Origin of the sequence: Chryseobacterium sp. Marseille-Q3244, assembly GCF_940807095.1 — a bacterium.
Taxonomy (GTDB): domain Bacteria; phylum Bacteroidota; class Bacteroidia; order Flavobacteriales; family Weeksellaceae; genus Chryseobacterium.
Map to the genome: position 1 here is coordinate 130762 of NZ_CALNWX010000003.1, position 17323 is coordinate 148084.

The following is a 17323-nucleotide window of genomic DNA, read 5'->3' on the forward strand; positions in this document are numbered from 1 at the left end:
ATAAAATAAAAATAACTCGTAATTAAAATATGTAATAATATATTACAAAATATAAACATACGTTTAAAAATATTACATCATATTAATGTTAATTGTGAAAATTTCACAATTTAGAGTATAATTTTATTGTATATTTGTTAGCAACTAAATAAAAATCTTGATCATGAAAACTAAACTTTACAGCCTAATGTTGGCATGTGCAGCATTGCCATTATTTTCACAAGTAGGAATTAATACTAATGCCCCAACAGCAACACTGGATGTCAATGGGACAATGAGAGTTCGAGTTACCCCTCCTGCAGCTACAGTGACCGGATATCAGATTTTAGCCCAGGACGCCGCCACTACTGAGGTATTTGCAATGGACCCACAGCTTTTAATAGGCGCCTCTAATACAAACACCTCTATTTATGCTGCCAAAAAAACCGCTGGTATCAGTCTTTTAAGCCTTGGACTCTTTCCTTCCGGTTTTAGAGCAGTTAATTTCCTTGCAGCAGAAAGAACTCTTGGATCAGCAGCATTGTTCAATGATACCGATAATACTTATACAATTCCTTCTACAGGTGTTTATGCAATAGGATTCAGTTTCCGTTATGGAACAGGGCTACAAGCTTCTATCTTAGCAAATAGCCCGGGAATTGGTATCGTAAGAACCAGAGCCGGAGTTGCTGCAACGATTGATAGCCGTGCTTTTAGTGGAGCCAACCTGGTATTGTTAAGTTTAACAATTTCTGAAAGTTCACTTAATTCAGCATATTCATTCCAGGCAGGTGACAAAGTTTCATTCGGACTTGTAGGATCTACCGCTCTTGACGTAGGATTACTAGGTTCCAGTATCGCTTCATTCTACATTTATAAAATATCCAATTAACAGAGACATATTGTTAGTTATCTATATCGTTAGCCCATCGCAATATAAGCGATGGGTTAATTTTTAATACCATTTAAATTTCTTTATATTTGATAAAAACTAAATAATGAATGAATATCTTGCGGTGATCCTGATTGTAGCTATTGCCATTATTTTCAACAACCTGAATACCAAAATCAGGAAACTTGAAAAAGAGGTATCAGATCTTAATTCTAAAATCAATAAAAAAATACTACAACCTGAACTCCCGCAGGAAGCAATTCATGCTGAAGAAATCTTCACTCCAGCACCAACACAAGTTTATGAGCCCCAAAGGGAAATTATCACTCCTAATGAAAATACCGAACCCGCTACAACGATTCAAAAAGACTGGCTCAATCCTGTTTTTGAGTTTTTAAAACAAAATATTCTTACCGTAATTGGTATTTTCACTTTAGTTCTGGGAATAGGCTACTTTGTAAAATATGCCATTGATAAAAACTGGATCGGAGAAACCGCAAGATCAGGAATTGGGCTTTGTACCGGAGCTGCCATTATACTTACAGGGCATTTTCTCAGAAAAAATTACAAAACATTTGCCTCCATCATTACCGGAGGCGGAATTGCCGTTTTATATTTCACAACCACCATTGCTTTCAGGGAATATCATCTTTTAACCCAGAATACAGCCTTTGTGATTACTTCAATCATTACCGCAGTTTCTATTGCTCTATCTTACTATTACAAAAGTGAAGTTTTAATTATCTTTTCATTAATAGGTGGATTTACAGCACCTCTGATGATTAGCACAGGAGAAAGCAATTATTTATTCCTTTTTACTTATCTGACTTTATTAAATATAGGTATGTTGGTTGCGGCCTTCCTACAACACTGGAAAAGCGTTGGATGGACCGCCTATATTTTCACCAGTATTTATCTTTTGTACTGGACTATAGATCTGCCTGAACTTTTGAGCATTGCTTTTTATATTATCAATTATATTATTTTTTACATTTTTGCCCTTCAGGATTACTTCAGGAAAAACGAACTTTCGGTACCCGATATTTTAATGCTTGCCTTTATTAACTGCTCAAGTATTATAGGACTGACTTATATCTTCAATGAATTACAGTATGAACCTGTCATTATTTTCCCTATTATTTTTGCCTTGGTAAATGCTATCCTTCTTTTCAGAGAATATGGAAAAAGAAATTTTGAAACTTCTTTTTCTGTTTTTGCAGGAATAACAGTCAGCCTGATTACAATAGCTGTTGCTTTACAGTTTAAAACTCATCTTATAACCAGCGTTTGGGCTATAGAAACTACCCTGCTTCTTTTTATATGGAAAAAAACAGGGTATAAAATTTTCAAAACCTGTTTTCATATTCTTTTTCCATTGGTCATTTTCGCACAGCTTATTACCTGGTGTGAGTATTATAATACCAAAAACCTCAGCATCATATTCAATCCTGTATTTTTAACCAGTCTGGTTACCATTCTTTCCATCGGGATCAACTTATATTTATTAAAAGATACCCGTGAAAAAGCAGAATCAGAAACCAAAACTTTTTTTGAAGATCTAACTACAGCAGCAAGCTATGGAGTTATTTATACAGCCCTTCTTCTTGAAATCATTTATCATATTAATACCATGCCCTGGGCTGCAATTACCAGTGTAGGATTATTATACAGCATCTGTTATATTTTTATATTGTTACTTTTCAGAAAAAAACTAAGCCTTGCTCATGATCTACAAACAGGGCTGATCTATCTGTTTCTTTTCCTTATTATGATTAATATTTCTGTTTCCACCTCATCAGTAGTTACAGATATTTTATCGAAACAGCTTCCAAACAGTTTTTATCTCTTACATTTACTTCAATGGATACCTTTTATATATGTATGTATAAAAATCATTCCTGATACAAAATTCCATCAGTCTAAAATATCATATTGGATCATTTCTCTGGCGTTCGTTGTCTCAATCAGCTGTGAGCTACATCATTTATATGTATTAGCCAATTCTCACCATGTGACAGACTCCTATCCTGTGAAAAATCATTTCAATATCCTTTACCTTCCTATCATCTGGGCCCTCCTAGCCAGTATATTTATTTATATAGGATTAAGAAAAAACATTCAGGAATACAACAAGATTGGGTTTACTCTGATTGGTTTAATGGTGTTAAAACTTTATGGTTACGATGTATGGCAAATGGATAACATTTCAAGGATCAGTGCGTTTATTGCCCTTGGAATTATTTTGCTGTTAAGTTCATTCACTTTCCAGCGCGTTAAGAATATTATCAAAAATATGGTTGAAACGAAAGAAAAAAGCGAAGAGAATAAGGATTTATAATGAGACTAAAAGTTTTTATCTCTAAATAAAATTTAAAACATTTCAATATTTAATTCACATTTTATAAAAAATAACTATATTTATCACGTTTTTAACAGTTACATATTCTGATTATGAAAAAATTACTCTATTCTTTTTTAATACTTTCATCTGCAACTTTATTTGCACAAAAAAAGCTTGCAGTTGCTGATAATATCATTGGAACTGAAGACCTGTTCAAATCGAATGCCGCTCAGATGCAGGTCCTGAAAGTTTATAACAATGCAGCAAGCCTTCCTGCCAATTTAAAAAAATACAGTTCTGTTTTTACAAACGGAGTTACTGTATATAAATTCAAGAGCAGTAATGGACTTGATAGAATGACATTGGCCCAGCTGAATAAGCAAAATGACATCCCTGCCAACAATTCTGTTTTCATTGACGACCAGGAATTTACAGATTCATCTACTAAAATATTCACGTCAATTATGGAAAAGACAGAAAAAAAGGATTACAACGGAAAGCCAACTTACTTTATCTATACAACGAAGTAATTTTTAACAATATAAAAAAAGGATAGCGTTTTTCATGCTATCCTTTTTTATTTAATATTTTTTTCCCCACTTCTTTTTCAGTTCTTCATAGATCTTTTTTTCTGTGGAATTATTTCCAGGTTCATACAGTTTTACCTCTCTAATTTCCTGAGGAAGGAAATCCTGCTCTACAAAGTTTCCTTCATAGGAATGGGCATACTTATATTCTTTTCCATAATCCAGATCCTTCATCAACTTGGTCGGAGCATTTCTTAAATGAAGAGGTACAGGTAAATTTCCCGTTTGCTTTACTAAAGCCATTGCTTCATTAATAGCCATATACGCAGAATTACTCTTAGGAGAGACAGCAAGATACACAGCCGTTTCGCTTAGAATAATTCTTGCCTCAGGATTTCCGATCACATTGATAGCCTGAAAACAGTTATTGGCAATCACCAGCGCATTAGGATTGGCCAGCCCAATATCTTCTGCTGCCAGAATCAGCATTCTTCTTGCAATAAACTTAATATCTTCTCCTCCAACAAGCATTCTCGCCAACCAATATACCGCTCCGTTTGGATCACCTCCACGCATTGATTTAATGAAAGCAGAGATAATATCATAATGCTGCTCACCATTCTTATCATACAACGCCATGGTTTCCTGCAGAACTTCCAGTACATCTGAATTAATAATCTCCTTGGTGTCTGTATTTTTATACTGATTCAAAACCAGTTCTACGGAATTAATCAGTTTTCTGGCATCTCCTCCTGAATATTGGATAAGGGCTTCTTTTTCAAGAATTTTAAAATCTGTTCCTTCGTCTTTATTATATCTCTTGGAAGCAATATCAATAAGTTCCTCAAGTTTTTCATAGCTTAAAGCTTTCAGAACATAAACCTGGCTTCTGGATAACAAAGCAGAAACAACTTCAAAACTTGGATTTTCTGTCGTAGCTCCTATCAAAACGATCCAGCCTTTTTCTACAGCATGCAACAACGAATCCTGCTGAGATTTATTGAAACGATGAATCTCATCAATAAATAAAATAGGAGATTTTCCGGAAAATAAATTCTGTTTTTTAGCATCTTCAATTACATCTCGGACATCTTTCACTCCTGAAGAAACAGCAGAAAGCTTATAAAACTTCCTTCCTGAGCTTTCGGAAATAATTTCTGCCAGCGTAGTCTTTCCTGTTCCCGGAGGTCCCCAAAAGATCAGGGAATTCAGGCTATTGTTTTCGATCATTTTTCTGATCGTCCCTTTTTCGCCGGTAAGATGTTCCTGCCCCAAAACTTCGTCCAGGGTTTTAGGTCTTAATTTCTCGGCTAATGGAATATTTTGATTCAAAGTACTTTTATTTTTTTAAGATCAATATTTCAGATTTCTAAGCTCTGAAACTTCTAACAAAATTAAACTAATTTTCATTTTTTTACCCTATTTTTGCATTGTTTTGAAACTTACATTCAATAAAATCATTACATTTCCTATGGTAATTTTGATAAAATTTTACCAATGGTTCATCTCGCCCCTACTTCCTAAAAATTGCCGTTACGAACCCACTTGCTCTCATTATATGATAGAGTCTTTACGGGTTCATGGTCTATTTAAAGGTTTCTGGCTGGGATTTAAAAGGATTTTAAGATGTCATCCGTGGGGAGGAAGTGGCTACGATCCTGTTCCACCAAAACATAAGCATCCATAAAAAATAACAAACTATTAAATCAATAGAAAAATGAGTACTACTTTTTTCAGAATTTACCTTGTCATATTTGCATTGGTTACCCAGTTCCTTTTTGCACAGGAGTACCCTGGAGGTTTATCTGATGGGACTTTAGATATCAATGGCAACAATACTCCAGTAAAGATCTATTCTACGACAGAGTTAGGAGACCTTGCAGCATTTCCTGACAGGGAGATTAAAGACAATGTTCTTGTTATCCTTAACGAATCTAATTTTGAGCCTGCTTACTATACCTATGGCGCTTCAACACTGGCAAGATTCAAAGACTCCCAATACCAATTTTTTGATAAGAACTTTAAACTCATCAACACCCCTCCTACCAAAGATAACATCACAACATTCAAATATGCTGTAAAGTCTGCAAAACCTATTGCTGAGGCGGATAAAGTAGAACTTAAAACATCCTTTAAAATATGGGACCCTTCAAAGGGTATTAATATTGGGATATTTACATTACACTTCTACAGCTTAATGTTTGTTTTCGCATTTGGTTTCGGATATATTTTAATGACAAGGATCTTTAAGATTGACAATGTTAACCAAAAATACCTTGAACCTCTTTTCACATGGACATTGATAGGAACGATCCTGGGAGCAAGATTAGGACACGTTATTTTTTATCAGCCAGAACTGTTTAAAGAAGATTTCTGGAGTGTATTTTTACCTATCAGTACCAAAAACGGTCTCAAATTCACCGGGTTCTCCGGATTGGCAAGCCACGGGGCAACCATAGCCTTAATTCTTACCACTCTTTATTATTCATATAAAATTATCAAAAAAAATCCTTTTTGGGTATATGACAGATTAGGAATCGTGGTAGCTTTAGGAGGTGCCTTTGTAAGAATGGGGAACTTCTTCAATTCTGAAATTGTAGGAAAACCAGCTGATCCAAACTCTCCGTTTGCCTTACTGTTTCCACAACAAAGCAGCGAATATGGGCTTACAGTTCCACGTTATCCAAGCCAGTTATTTGAGGCAGTAGGATATGTTGCCCTGTTCATTTTATTATGGATTCTTTATAGAAAAACTAATAAAAAATACCAGCAAGGATGGCTATTCGGACTATTCTTTATCATTCTTTGGGCGATCAGATTCTTTGTAGAATTCCTGAAAGAACCTCAAGGTGATGAATTTATTCAGATCGGTGGTTTAAATACGGGGCAGGTTCTGTCTATCCCTTTTATGATTGCTGGGGTAATTATCATGATTGTTTCCAAAAAATTTAAAATTACGGAAGCAGAAAACGAGAAACCTGAATAAAATAAATAGAACATCTAATCAATCTTGATTTAAAATATAAAAGGCAAATTTGTAAATTACAGATTTGCCTTTTTTACGTTTAAGCTTTACTTTATGTTCATAAACTTCGCTCTACCTTATTATTCAGTTCAGTAAAAACATTTCCCAGTTCATCAATAACATCCGTAGGAAGCATGGACTCTTTTGAATGTTTTTCAGCAGCAAAATCAGCGGCTTTTCCGTGTAGCCATACTCCAAAAATACAGGTATTTTTTTCTGAATATCCTTGTGCTAAAAGTGAGGTCAGAATCCCGGTCAGAATATCACCACTTCCTCCTTTGGCCAATCCGGCATTTCCAGTCAGGTTATAATAAACATCTCCTACCGGTGTAATGATTTGTGTATGATGATCCTTCAATACAATATAAATTCCAAGTTCCTTAGCCTTCTCTCTTGCCAGTTCTAATCTTTTAAATGAATTTTCCGTTTTTCCAAACAACCTTTCAAATTCTTTGGGATGAGGGGTAATAATTGATTTCTCTGGAATTAACTGATGGTTTCTCTGGTCTTCAGAAATAATATTTAACGCATCGGCATCCAAAACCAATGGAGACTGATAATCTTTCAGGAACTTCAAAAGTCCCGTTTGAGTATCCTCATATGTTCCCAAGCCGGGACCTATCCCTATGGTATTCTCTTTATCTACATTAAAATCGCTAATCAACTGTTGCCCTCCTTCTATAAATATGGCTTCCGGGCAAGAGGTTTGCAATACCTCATATCCACACTGGGGAGCTAATGTAAAAGTAAGTCCGGCACCCGTTTTCAAAACAGATTTTGTGGCCAGTACTGCTGCTCCTATCTTACCATAACTTCCCCCTATAATAATTGCTTTACCATAATTTCCTTTGTGGGCAAATTCATTTCTAGGATTGAAAAGTGATTCCGCAAAAGAGTCATCAGTCACCCAATAATCAGTCTCGGTCCTTTCATGATATTCTTCGCTCAGTCCAATATTTAGAATAATTACTTTTCCGGTATACCTTCCTGTTTCCGGATGAAGAAAACTTCGTTTCCAACATTGAAAACTTAGGGTATAATTGGCTTTTAAAACCACAGAATCACGATCAAAAAAAGCATCAGTAGAAAGTCCGGATGGAACATCAATTGAAATTTTAATAGTATCTTTTTTATTAATCCAATCTACCAATTCTTTGTACCCATCAGCTAAAGGTCTTGATAATCCTGTTCCGAAAAGCGCATCAATAATAATTGTGTTATCATCAAGGGGATAATGCTCCACCTCATCAAACTTTCGAACAGAAATGCCCGAAATTTCCCTTAGTCTTTCAAGGTTCACGGAAGCATCTTCTGAGAATTTTCCTTTAGGATCATTAACAAATACATCTACATCAAATCCTTTCAGATAAAGCATTCTTGCCACTGCCAACCCATCACCACCATTATTACCATTACCACAAAACAAAACAGCCTTTCTATGAACCTTACAATGTTCAGATATCCAATTTGTTACAACTGTTGAAGCTCTTTCCATCAATTGAATAGAAGATATAGGTTCATGAGAAATCGTAAATTGGTCCCAGCTTCGAATTTGTTCAGCAGTGAATATTTTCATAAGTACATCTGATTATTAAATAAATTATATATAAAAGATATTTTATTATGATAAAGCCCATATAACAAAAATACATGGACACCATTAATGAGATAAAATATAAGGATAAAGTTACAATTTCTATTAAAACAGATAATATGAATTTAGAATAAAAGTCAGCTTTTTTGGAATAAAAAACTATAAAAAGTAGTGTTTTTTACATTTTTTAATTATATTTTTGTGTGTATACTAATTAAAAAAATATAAATTATGGGATTTGTTAAGGAATTTAAAGAGTTTGCCTTTAAAGGAAATGTTCTCGATCTTGCTGTCGGTGTAATCATTGGTGCAGCATTTGGTAAAATTGTTTCGTCTTTGGTTGAAGATGTTATCACCCCTTTGATCTTAAACCCTGCTCTTAAAGCAGCGGGAGCAGAAAATATCGCTAAACTAACCTGGAATGGTGTAGCTTACGGAAACTTCCTGTCTGCAGTGATCAGCTTTCTGTGTATTGCTATGGTTCTTTTCTTTATCATTAAAGGAGCTAATAAAGTCAACAAAAAAGAAGCTCCGGCTCCAGCAGGACCTACAGAGGATCAAAAGCTATTAGCTGAGATCAGAGATTTACTGAAAAGTAAAAACAATATATAATCTGTTCATTAACGGTTTACAATATAAAAGCACCTTCATGCAGAAGGTGCTTTTGCTTTTATCTTATGGATCTGATTATTGGATCTGTAAAATACTGGAAATCTGATCTGCCAGAGAAAGACCGATTCTATCCTGAGCTTCAAGCGTAGAAGCGCCTGTATGTGGAGTCAGGGATATTTTAGAATGGTTTAAAATTTCTTTAGAAGGCGTTGGCTCATTGATGAAAACATCCAGTCCTGCAAATCTTACTTTACCGGAATCCAAAGCATCAATTAAAGCAGATTCATCAATCACTCCTCCTCTGGAACAGTTAACGATAGCCACTCCATCTTTCATAATTTCAAACTCACTTTTACCAATCATATATCCGTCTTTCTGAGCCGGAACATGAAGTGTAATAAAGTCTGAATGCTTCAAAACTTCCTGCAATGGTTCCGTTTCTATATCTACATTGATGAACTGATTGTTGTAGAACTTTACTTTGATACTTGCTTTTCCTACATTATTATCTGCAGCAACCACTCTCATCCCAAGCCCAAGAGCTATTCTTGCGACTTCCTGGCCTATTCTTCCCATCCCAATGATTCCGATGGTTTTTCCTCTTAGCTCAATTCCTGCTGCATATGCTTTTTTAAGACCTGCAAATTCTGTATCTCCTACCAAAGGCATTTTTCTGTTGGAATCCTGAAGAAATCTAGCTCCGGAAAACAAATGGGCAAAAACAAGTTCAGCCACTGATTCCGAAGAAGCCGCCGGCGTATTGATGACATGGATTCCTTTTTCTCTTGCATAATCTACATCAATATTATCCATTCCTACACCCCCTCTTCCAATGATTTCGAGCGATGGACAACCGTCAATAATATCTTTTCTCACCTGTGTAGCACTTCTTACCAATAAAGTACGAACTTGGTGCTCGTTAATATAATCTACTAAAAATTCCTGTGGAACTTTTGTAGTAATCACCTCGAATCCTTTTTCTGTTAATGCATCAATTCCAGATTGGTCCAGGCCGTCATTAGCTAAAACTTTCATAAATACAACTATGTTTTAAAAGTAGAAAGATTTAAAAATTAAAGGATACACTCCATTCAATTTTTAAATCTTTCTTTATATTAATTTATTCTTCGTCTTCTTTGAAAACTTCTATGGTTACTTGCTTTTCTACCAGATCAGTAAATCTTCCCTTGTATCTCGTAGCTCGTACCAAATGATTATCAATCCAGTGATAATTACCTCCTCTTGGCTTTCCACAAAGTACACTGTGGTACTTGAACCCATGTTTATCCAGCCAATCGATTGTGATTTGCTTCAGGTTTTCGGTTCTTGAGGTAAAGAAACAGATCTGATGCCCTTCATCATACCATTTATTAATTGTTTTCAACGCGTCAGGGTATGGTTCACAGGTAACCATTCTTTCCGGTTCTTCATTAGGAACATCATCTGTAATAGTTCCGTCTATATCGATTAAGTAATTTTTAACTCCATCCTTGAGAATAGGACTGATATGCTCTACGTATTCTAATTCCATCACGAAAATTTGTGTAACAAAGTTAAGGCTTTTATACCTACCAGATGTATTAATCTTAGTTTATGTTAAAAATTTACTATAAAAATCGTTATTTAACAAATAATATAAACATTTTATTCATCTTTTAGTGCTTTATGATTAAAATTTTTCTTTTTAAAATCTAATTTAACTATCGAAATAGAGAATATTTGGGGGTTAATGAATCTTACCATAAATTTTAAATTGCTTTTTTATTTTCTTTCCTCTCCATTCAAAAGATATAATGTTTTCCTAAAAATTTCCAAAATACATTAATTACACTTACATTTGTAGAAATGGAAGAATTAGTAGTTTTAGTAAATCCTGATGATGTGGTTTTGGGCTTGATGGAAAAACAGCAAGCTCACGTTAATGGCCTGTTACACCGTGCTTTTTCTGTATTTCTGTTCAATTCGAAAGGCGAAATGCTTCTTCAGAAAAGAGCATCAGGAAAGTACCATTCTCCCAGTCAATGGACCAATGCTGTCTGTTCTCACCCCAGAATTGGGGAAACTTATCTGGCCGGAGCCCAAAGAAGATTAAAAGAAGAATTGGGAATTGAGGCTGAACTTTCGGAAAAATTCAATTTTATTTACAAAGCAGATGTAGGAGGTGACCTTTGGGAACATGAACTTGACTATGTTTTTGTAGGAAATTATGAATCAAACTTTAATCTGAATAAAGAGGAAGTGGAAGAAGTAAGATTTATTTCCCCCGAAGATTTGGATCAAGAAATTTCTGAAAATCCTGAACACTTTACAGAATGGTTCAAAATCATTCTCGAAGAATATAAACACCATTTTTAACGATGAAAAAAATTCTTTTCTTAACCGCCATCCTATCTGGAAGTTTATTTTTTGCCCAAAAAGCAACAACTTATGATAGTGCTAACTACTCTATCAACGTTCCTGAAGGCTGGAGATCAACCAATGACAGTGATATCATCAATATTTTCCCTACAAGTGAGATCGGAGCGATTACTATTTCTGAGTACCACGACTTAAACCTTCCCAAGGCTGAAACGAAAAAATTCATTCTGGCACTTTACAAATCTCAGGATGAAGAAAAAAAGGTAAAGGAAAACAGAGGTAAAAAAGGATATACAGAGTATTTCTACGAATATTTTGATGAAAAAGAAAAACTTTTCTGGATTACAAGAGCTTTTCAAAAAGATAAAGATTTGTATCTGGTAACTATTAACTGTGGCCAGAAATTCTGGAACGGAAACTATATGACCCTATTTAATGAGACTTTTAACAGTTTTAAAATAAAGAAATAAAAATTAAATATGAAGAAAACAGCTTTGTACGACAAACATGTTTCATTAGGAGCTAAGATCGTACCTTTCGCAGGTTTTGAAATGCCTGTACAATATTCAGGAGTAACAGAAGAGCATTTTGCAGTAAGAGAAAAAGCAGGATTATTTGATGTTTCCCACATGGGACAGTTTTTCATCGAAGGTCCGGGATCTAAAGATCTTTTGCAATTTGTGACCACTAACAATGTAGATACTCTTGAAAACGGAAAAGCTCAGTACTCATGTCTTCCCAACGAAAACGGAGGAATCGTAGACGACCTTATCGTTTACAAAATGGAGGATGACAAATACTTTGTAGTTGTAAACGCTTCCAATATTGACAAAGACTGGAACCATATTTCAAAATATAATACTTTCGGAGCAAAAATGACCAACGCTTCTGATGACATGTCATTATTAGCAGTTCAAGGTCCTAAAGCGACTGAAATTCTTCAAAAACTTACTGATGTAAACCTTTCTGAAATTCCTTACTATAATTTTACTGTAGGAAGTGTTGCGGGAGTAAATGATGTTATTATTTCTAATACAGGATACACAGGAAGCGGAGGCTTTGAGATCTATTTCAAAAATGAAAACGCAGAAAAGCTTTGGGATGAAGTAATGAAGGCTGGTGAAGCTGAAGGAATTGTTCCTTGCGGTTTGGCTGCCAGAGATACTTTAAGACTTGAAAAAGGATTCTGTCTTTACGGAAATGATATCGACGATACAACTTCTCCAATTGAAGCAGGTCTTGGATGGATCACTAAATTTGATAAAGAATTCGTTTCCAAAGAAGTTTTCGCAAAACAGAAAGAGGAAGGTGTTACCAGAAAATTAGTAGCTTTTGAATTAACGGACAAGGGAGTTCCAAGACACGACTACCCTGTTGTAGATGCAGAAGGAAATGTAATTGGAAAAGTAACTTCCGGAACTCAGTCTCCGATGAAGAAAATAGGGTTAGGTCTTGCTTATGTAGACAAGCCTCATTTTAAATTAGGTTCTGAGATCTTTATCCAGGTAAGAAATAAAAACATTCCTGCAAAAGTGGTGAAAGCTCCTTTTGTATAAGCGTTTTTAACAATATAAAAAGAGGCTGGAAGTAGTTCCGGCCTCTTTTATTTTTAATAGCAGATACAGCAGACCTTTCTGTCCGGACTACAGGCATCTCCTACTCCGGGTGTATTAGAAAGTACACCTCCAGCGGGTCCACATAAGGTGAAACAATTAACCAAAGGAGGTCTTACTCCACCGATAATTTCTTTTAACGCTGATCTGTTAAGATTTCTCGTTTGTAAAAAGTTTTTTGTCATGATTTTATTTTTTAGTCATTATAAAGTTAACTATTTAATAATTAACTAATTAAAAATAAATCACAAATCATAGATAAACTTAGTTTTTCGGAAAGTGCTGAAAGCAATAATCATTTCCGATACGGGTATAATGTTTACATCTTGTCCCTGCCTTTGTTATCCCCAGACATTGGTTTCCTTTATTGATTCCACTGGTCTTTTTAGGGTGTGAAACCATGCCATACACAGATGATGCAGTACCCGGATTACATATTTTACAGGGTTGAAGTCCTATTTCCAATGCTTTATTTAAAGGAAGGCTTGAAGAAACATTTTTTACCATTCTGCATGATGAGCTATGAAACTTTGAGCCTGAAGGAGTCCTATAAACGATCTGCCCTTGTAAGTTGATGGCAAAACAAAGCAATATGGAAATCAGGAATTTCATTCACTCACTCCAAAGAATGTTCTTAAAGCCTCTACATTATTTTTATCGTTTCCTACAAAAATGTCCTTATCCGTCATAAAGACAGGGCGTTTTAAGAAAGTATAGTGATCCAGTAACAATTCTTTAAAATCTTTTTCACCCAAAGACTTTACGTCTAAACCTCTCAACTTGATCTGAGTAGATTTTTTGCTAAACAAAGCTTCATAAGACTTCGTCAGTTTATGCATTTCTGTTAATTCTTCTTTGGTAATAGGTTGTTTTTTAATCTCACGTAGCTCCCAGTCTGTAAGATCAAATTGTGCTAAAATTTTTCTGCAGGTATCGCACGTATTCAGATAAAATACTTTCTTCATTGTTATTCTTGTCTGTTATTTGTTAAAATTCTACTTCATTATTATTTCGTCTTTCAAAAGTAGGATTTAATCTAAAACTTTCGAAATTATTAAATAACTTTATTCAAATTTTATAAAGATGCAGAACAAACCTATTACTTTTCAATTTATTTCGGAGCCATCAGATGTCAATTACGGTGGAAATGTACACGGCGGAAGCGTTATGAAATGGATTGATCAGGCAGGCTATGCGTGTGCTACTACCTGGAGTGGAAATTATTCGGTGACAGTATATGTTGGAGGAATCCGTTTTTATGAACCTATTAAAATTGGTGAAGTGGTAAAAGTAGATGCTCAGGTTATCTATACGGGAAGTTCAAGCATGCATATTTCTATCAACGTCTTTTCCCGAAATCTAAAACAGCCTACTTTTGATAAAAAAACTCACTGCATCATTGTTTTTGTTGCTGTAGATGAAAATGGTAAAAAGCTTCCAGTTCCCAAATGGATTCCTGAAACGGAAGAAGACAAACAAAAAGAACAATACGCCAAGCGTCTGATGGAATTGAGAACGCAGATTGAAGATGAGATGAAGCCGTTTTTATAAGAGCTGAAAGATTTAAGCATACGAGTTGCGGATTTTAGCCGTGATGATTATTGATTGAAAAAATACACCTCAAAATTAAAATAGAAGTCCGAAATCTACTTTTCATATTATTTTATTGTACAATAAATTAGGATTATCTAATTTAGTATCAACCTATTCCAGCCATAATATGAAAAATATCCTTACCATTGTTGTCATCCTATTGACAGGTTTTACTCAGGCACAGACCCACAGGTTTATTTATGAACTTCAATATAAGATGGATTCTACGGAAATAGGTTATGAAAAGCTGAATATGATTCTGGATATTACACCGAAAGAAGTAAAATTCTATGGGAAAGGTCTCGCCACTACGGATTCTCTGAATAAAAAATTCGGAATGAATTCCAGCTATACTGATATGACAGGTCAAGTAGTGAAAAGAAAGATCAATTCTTTTGATAATGAAAATTATATCAACATTAAAAATGGGTACTATTCATTTAAAACGACAGATAAAATCAATTGGTTGATTGCTGATGAAACTAAAAAGATAGAAAATTACACCTTACAAAAAGCAACCACAAAGTTTGGAGGAAGAAACTGGACCGCGTGGTTTTGTAAAGAGATTCCATTTAATGAGGGCCCTTTTAAACTGCGTGGATTACCTGGTTTGATCTTTGAATTATCAGATGCTAAGAAAAATTTCATTTATACTCTTGTCAAAAGCAGAAAACTTACGGAAAACTACTCTACTGCAGATTTTCTGGAATCCAATTTCGGAAACAAAGCCATCCCTATCAATGAAAAGCAAAAATATAAGCTGATTATGGAATTTTACAATGATCCTTTCGCCTTTGAAAGAAATAATTTCAGCAAATCTAATAATGATCTGAAAATTAACATCAACGGAAAAGAAATTCATAATGTAGATGAGCTGAATACTCAAACCAAGAGTATGCAGGAGGTTATCAGAAAATATAATAACCCTATTGAGATCGATAAGGCGATGCATTATCCTATTTACTAAATATAAATATTACCAATTCTTATAGATTTCGATTGAATCTCAGATGAAAGTGATGTGATGTTTTTTAAGTTTTGGCTAAAGCCAAATGGAGTTGTTATTTATTGTAAGGCGGGCTAAAGCCCACCTCTATTGATGTTGATACCCGCATGGCCAGCTGTTGTTTAACGATATTACTTTTTACTTTTTACTTTTTACTTTTTACTTTTTACTTTTAATCATAATTTATATCTTTGTAACATCAAAAGGAAATGGTGTTCTTCCTTACCCAACCGCTTTACAAAAGCTGATGACGCCTGATTGAGAGATTATTAACAAATAACTAATCAGGATTATTATGTCAAAAAATCAACGAACACTTGGTAAAAAAGCAGCTTTTCATACTCAGTTTTTCTTCAGAAAATTTCCGGCGATCCCTTATATTTTTAAATGGCTGGCTATCAGCCTTATTATTGGATCCTTGGTAGGAAGTGCTTCGGCAGGATTTTTACAATCATTAGAATGGGCTACCCGCTTCAGGGAAAACCATGTATGGCTGATTGCTTTACTTCCTGTTGCTGGTTTTTTAATTGGCCTTTTATATTATTACTGGGGAAAAGAGGTAGAAGCCGGAAATAATCTTCTGATCGACAATATTCATGATCCGAAAGGGATTATTCCGTTCAAAATGGCTCCTTTTGTTTATTTGGGAACTATTGCTACTCATTTTTTTGGAGGTTCAGCAGGTCGTGAAGGAACAGCCCTTCAGATGGCCGGGGCTATTGCAGATCAGCTTACCCGACCATTTAAGCTCGATAAAAACGAAAGAAGAATATTAATTATTTCTGCCATTGCTGCCGGCTTTGGCTCTGTTTTCGGAACTCCTTTGGCTGGAGCTGTTTTCGGACTTGAGGTTTTTCTGGTTGGAAGAATAAGATACAATGCCCTATTTCCAGCATTTGCATCAGCCATACTCGCAGATTGGGCTACCAATCTATGGAATGTAAAACACACTCATTATCATATTGACTTTATCCCCAAACTAGAGTTTCTACCAATTATATACAGTATTTTAGCTGGAATTGCTTTTGGAATTTGTGCTGCGGCATTCAGTAAAATTATTCATTGGACCGGTTCTCTTTTTAAATTAAAAATTAAATACCCCCCTTTTCGCCCGGTTGTTGGCGGAATTATTATCGCTCTGGCTGTTTTGCTCATGGGGACAACACGGTATATCGGTCTTGGAATTCCTGTAATTCTCGAGTCTTTTGAAAAGCAGCTTCCGTTGTATGATTTTGCCTTAAAAATGGCTTTTACCATCATTACTCTTTCTGCAGGATTCAAAGGAGGTGAAGTTACTCCATTGTTCTTTATCGGAGCTACATTAGGGAGTGCATTATCCCTGTTTATCCCACTGCCATTTGGTTTATTAGCAGGAATGGGGTTTGTTGCCGTATTTGCCGGAGCTACCAATACGCCATTAGCCTGTATGCTGATGGGAATTGAATTATTTGGAGCTGAATGTGGTGTATATATTGCCATTGCATGTGTGGTTTCTTACCTTCTTTCAGGACATAATAGTATTTACACTAGACAAAAGATTGGTGAAGCTAAAAACAGAAGATATGAGAACATGCAGGATAGGTCTATTTCGGATTTTCTTTAAGATGGTAAACCACCTCGACAAACATTTAAAAAATTCTTGTCTCTTCTCCACTTAAGAAATGATTCTCCATCGAATTTTATTCCTTTTAGGATAATGTTAAAATTAAAAATTGATTGGCAAATTCCGGTTTTCATATATAAATACTCCAAACGTTCAATCTCTTCTTCGTCATTAATCCAA

The 17323-nt window shown here is 35.0% G+C and carries 19 protein-coding genes and 1 riboswitch; of the genes, 12 read left to right on the plus strand and 7 right to left on the minus strand.

Annotated features, from left to right (window positions below; genetic code table 11):
* The first annotated feature begins 163 nt into the window (after positions 1–163).
* From NBX25_RS06395 to NBX25_RS06405, 3 genes are all read left to right on the plus strand, one after another.
* The gene (locus tag NBX25_RS06395) at positions 164–871 is read left to right on the plus strand and encodes a hypothetical protein (protein WP_250253179.1); all 708 of its coding nucleotides are present in this window, start codon (positions 164–166) and stop codon (positions 869–871) included.
* Between the two features lie 106 nt (positions 872–977).
* A complete protein-coding gene (locus NBX25_RS06400) occupies positions 978–3209 on the plus strand; it encodes a DUF2339 domain-containing protein (RefSeq protein WP_250253181.1) in 2232 nt (743 codons plus the stop codon).
* 113 nt (positions 3210–3322) lie between these two features.
* Positions 3323–3742, plus strand: coding sequence for a hypothetical protein (locus NBX25_RS06405; protein ID WP_123908259.1), 420 nt, complete (start codon positions 3323–3325; stop codon positions 3740–3742).
* A 51-nt stretch (positions 3743–3793) separates the two neighbouring features.
* Here NBX25_RS06405 and NBX25_RS06410 read toward each other — a convergent pair whose 3' ends face one another.
* Positions 3794–5071 carry a replication-associated recombination protein A gene (locus tag NBX25_RS06410; RefSeq protein ID WP_250253183.1) on the minus strand — a complete coding sequence of 426 codons (1278 nt, stop codon included), beginning with the start codon at positions 5069–5071 and terminating at the stop codon, positions 3794–3796.
* Between the two features lie 139 nt (positions 5072–5210).
* On the opposite strand from NBX25_RS06410, the gene yidD reads away from it, so the two are divergent.
* A complete protein-coding gene (yidD, locus tag NBX25_RS06415) occupies positions 5211–5426 on the plus strand; it encodes a membrane protein insertion efficiency factor YidD (RefSeq protein ID WP_228412940.1) in 216 nt (71 codons plus the stop codon).
* Positions 5427–5876: 450 nt separating this feature from the next.
* On the plus strand, positions 5877–6725 hold the full coding sequence (gene lgt, locus NBX25_RS06420) for a prolipoprotein diacylglyceryl transferase (RefSeq protein ID WP_123911745.1): 849 nt from the start codon (positions 5877–5879) through the stop codon (positions 6723–6725).
* 97 nt (positions 6726–6822) lie between these two features.
* Here the strand turns inward: lgt and NBX25_RS06425 are convergent, their stop codons facing one another.
* Positions 6823–8340: an NAD(P)H-hydrate dehydratase gene (locus tag NBX25_RS06425; protein WP_250253184.1), complete on the minus strand. Its 1518-nt coding sequence runs from the start codon at positions 8338–8340 to the stop codon at positions 6823–6825.
* A gap of 249 nt (positions 8341–8589) precedes the next feature.
* Here NBX25_RS06425 and mscL point away from each other — a divergent pair, with 249 nt between their 5' ends.
* Positions 8590–8970: a large conductance mechanosensitive channel protein MscL gene (gene mscL / locus NBX25_RS06430; RefSeq protein ID WP_123908262.1), complete on the plus strand. Its 381-nt coding sequence runs from the start codon at positions 8590–8592 to the stop codon at positions 8968–8970.
* 75 nt (positions 8971–9045) lie between these two features.
* Here the strand turns inward: mscL and NBX25_RS06435 are convergent, their stop codons facing one another.
* Both NBX25_RS06435 and NBX25_RS06440 read right to left on the minus strand, forming a co-directional pair.
* A complete protein-coding gene (locus tag NBX25_RS06435; RefSeq protein WP_123908263.1) occupies positions 9046–10005 on the minus strand; it encodes a D-2-hydroxyacid dehydrogenase in 960 nt (319 codons plus the stop codon).
* Between the two features lie 85 nt (positions 10006–10090).
* Positions 10091–10501, minus strand: coding sequence for an LNS2 domain-containing protein (locus NBX25_RS06440; RefSeq protein ID WP_123908264.1), 411 nt, complete (start codon positions 10499–10501; stop codon positions 10091–10093).
* Positions 10502–10815: 314 nt separating this feature from the next.
* Between NBX25_RS06440 and idi the strand changes: the two genes are divergently transcribed.
* The 3 genes from idi to gcvT are packed head-to-tail and all read left to right on the plus strand — an operon-like array spanning position 10816 to position 12884.
* Positions 10816–11325, plus strand: a complete 510-nt coding sequence (gene idi / locus NBX25_RS06445) for an isopentenyl-diphosphate Delta-isomerase (RefSeq protein ID WP_250253186.1) — start codon at positions 10816–10818, stop codon at positions 11323–11325.
* 2 nt (positions 11326–11327) lie between these two features.
* Positions 11328–11798 carry a hypothetical protein gene (locus tag NBX25_RS06450; protein ID WP_123908266.1) on the plus strand — a complete coding sequence of 157 codons (471 nt, stop codon included), beginning with the start codon at positions 11328–11330 and terminating at the stop codon, positions 11796–11798.
* A gap of 9 nt (positions 11799–11807) precedes the next feature.
* Entirely contained in the window at positions 11808–12884 is a 1077-nt protein-coding gene (gene gcvT, locus NBX25_RS06455; protein ID WP_123908267.1) for a glycine cleavage system aminomethyltransferase GcvT, read from the plus strand.
* Between the two features lie 53 nt (positions 12885–12937).
* Here the strand turns inward: gcvT and NBX25_RS06460 are convergent, their stop codons facing one another.
* From NBX25_RS06460 to NBX25_RS06470, 3 genes are all read right to left on the minus strand, one after another.
* The gene (locus NBX25_RS06460) at positions 12938–13126 is read right to left on the minus strand and encodes a hypothetical protein (protein ID WP_123860121.1); all 189 of its coding nucleotides are present in this window, start codon (positions 13124–13126) and stop codon (positions 12938–12940) included.
* A gap of 79 nt (positions 13127–13205) precedes the next feature.
* The gene (locus NBX25_RS06465; protein WP_123908268.1) at positions 13206–13553 is read right to left on the minus strand and encodes a hypothetical protein; all 348 of its coding nucleotides are present in this window, start codon (positions 13551–13553) and stop codon (positions 13206–13208) included.
* The gene (locus tag NBX25_RS06470; RefSeq protein ID WP_123908269.1) at positions 13550–13906 is read right to left on the minus strand and encodes an arsenate reductase family protein; all 357 of its coding nucleotides are present in this window, start codon (positions 13904–13906) and stop codon (positions 13550–13552) included. The genes NBX25_RS06465 and NBX25_RS06470 overlap by 4 nt, the downstream gene beginning before the upstream one ends.
* Before the next feature lie 118 nt (positions 13907–14024).
* Between NBX25_RS06470 and NBX25_RS06475 the strand changes: the two genes are divergently transcribed.
* The 3 genes from NBX25_RS06475 to NBX25_RS06485 all read left to right on the plus strand — a co-directional run bounded on the left by NBX25_RS06475 (position 14025) and on the right by NBX25_RS06485 (position 17143).
* Positions 14025–14492 carry an acyl-CoA thioesterase gene (locus NBX25_RS06475; protein ID WP_115971082.1) on the plus strand — a complete coding sequence of 156 codons (468 nt, stop codon included), beginning with the start codon at positions 14025–14027 and terminating at the stop codon, positions 14490–14492.
* 169 nt (positions 14493–14661) lie between these two features.
* The gene (locus NBX25_RS06480; protein ID WP_250253188.1) at positions 14662–15501 is read left to right on the plus strand and encodes a GLPGLI family protein; all 840 of its coding nucleotides are present in this window, start codon (positions 14662–14664) and stop codon (positions 15499–15501) included.
* 235 nt (positions 15502–15736) lie between these two features.
* Positions 15737–15804: riboswitch (Fluoride riboswitch) on the plus strand.
* A gap of 31 nt (positions 15805–15835) precedes the next feature.
* Positions 15836–17143 (plus strand): voltage-gated chloride channel family protein, encoded by a 1308-nt coding sequence (locus NBX25_RS06485; RefSeq protein ID WP_250253190.1) that lies wholly within the window; start codon positions 15836–15838, stop codon positions 17141–17143.
* Positions 17144–17323: the final 180 nt, after the last annotated feature.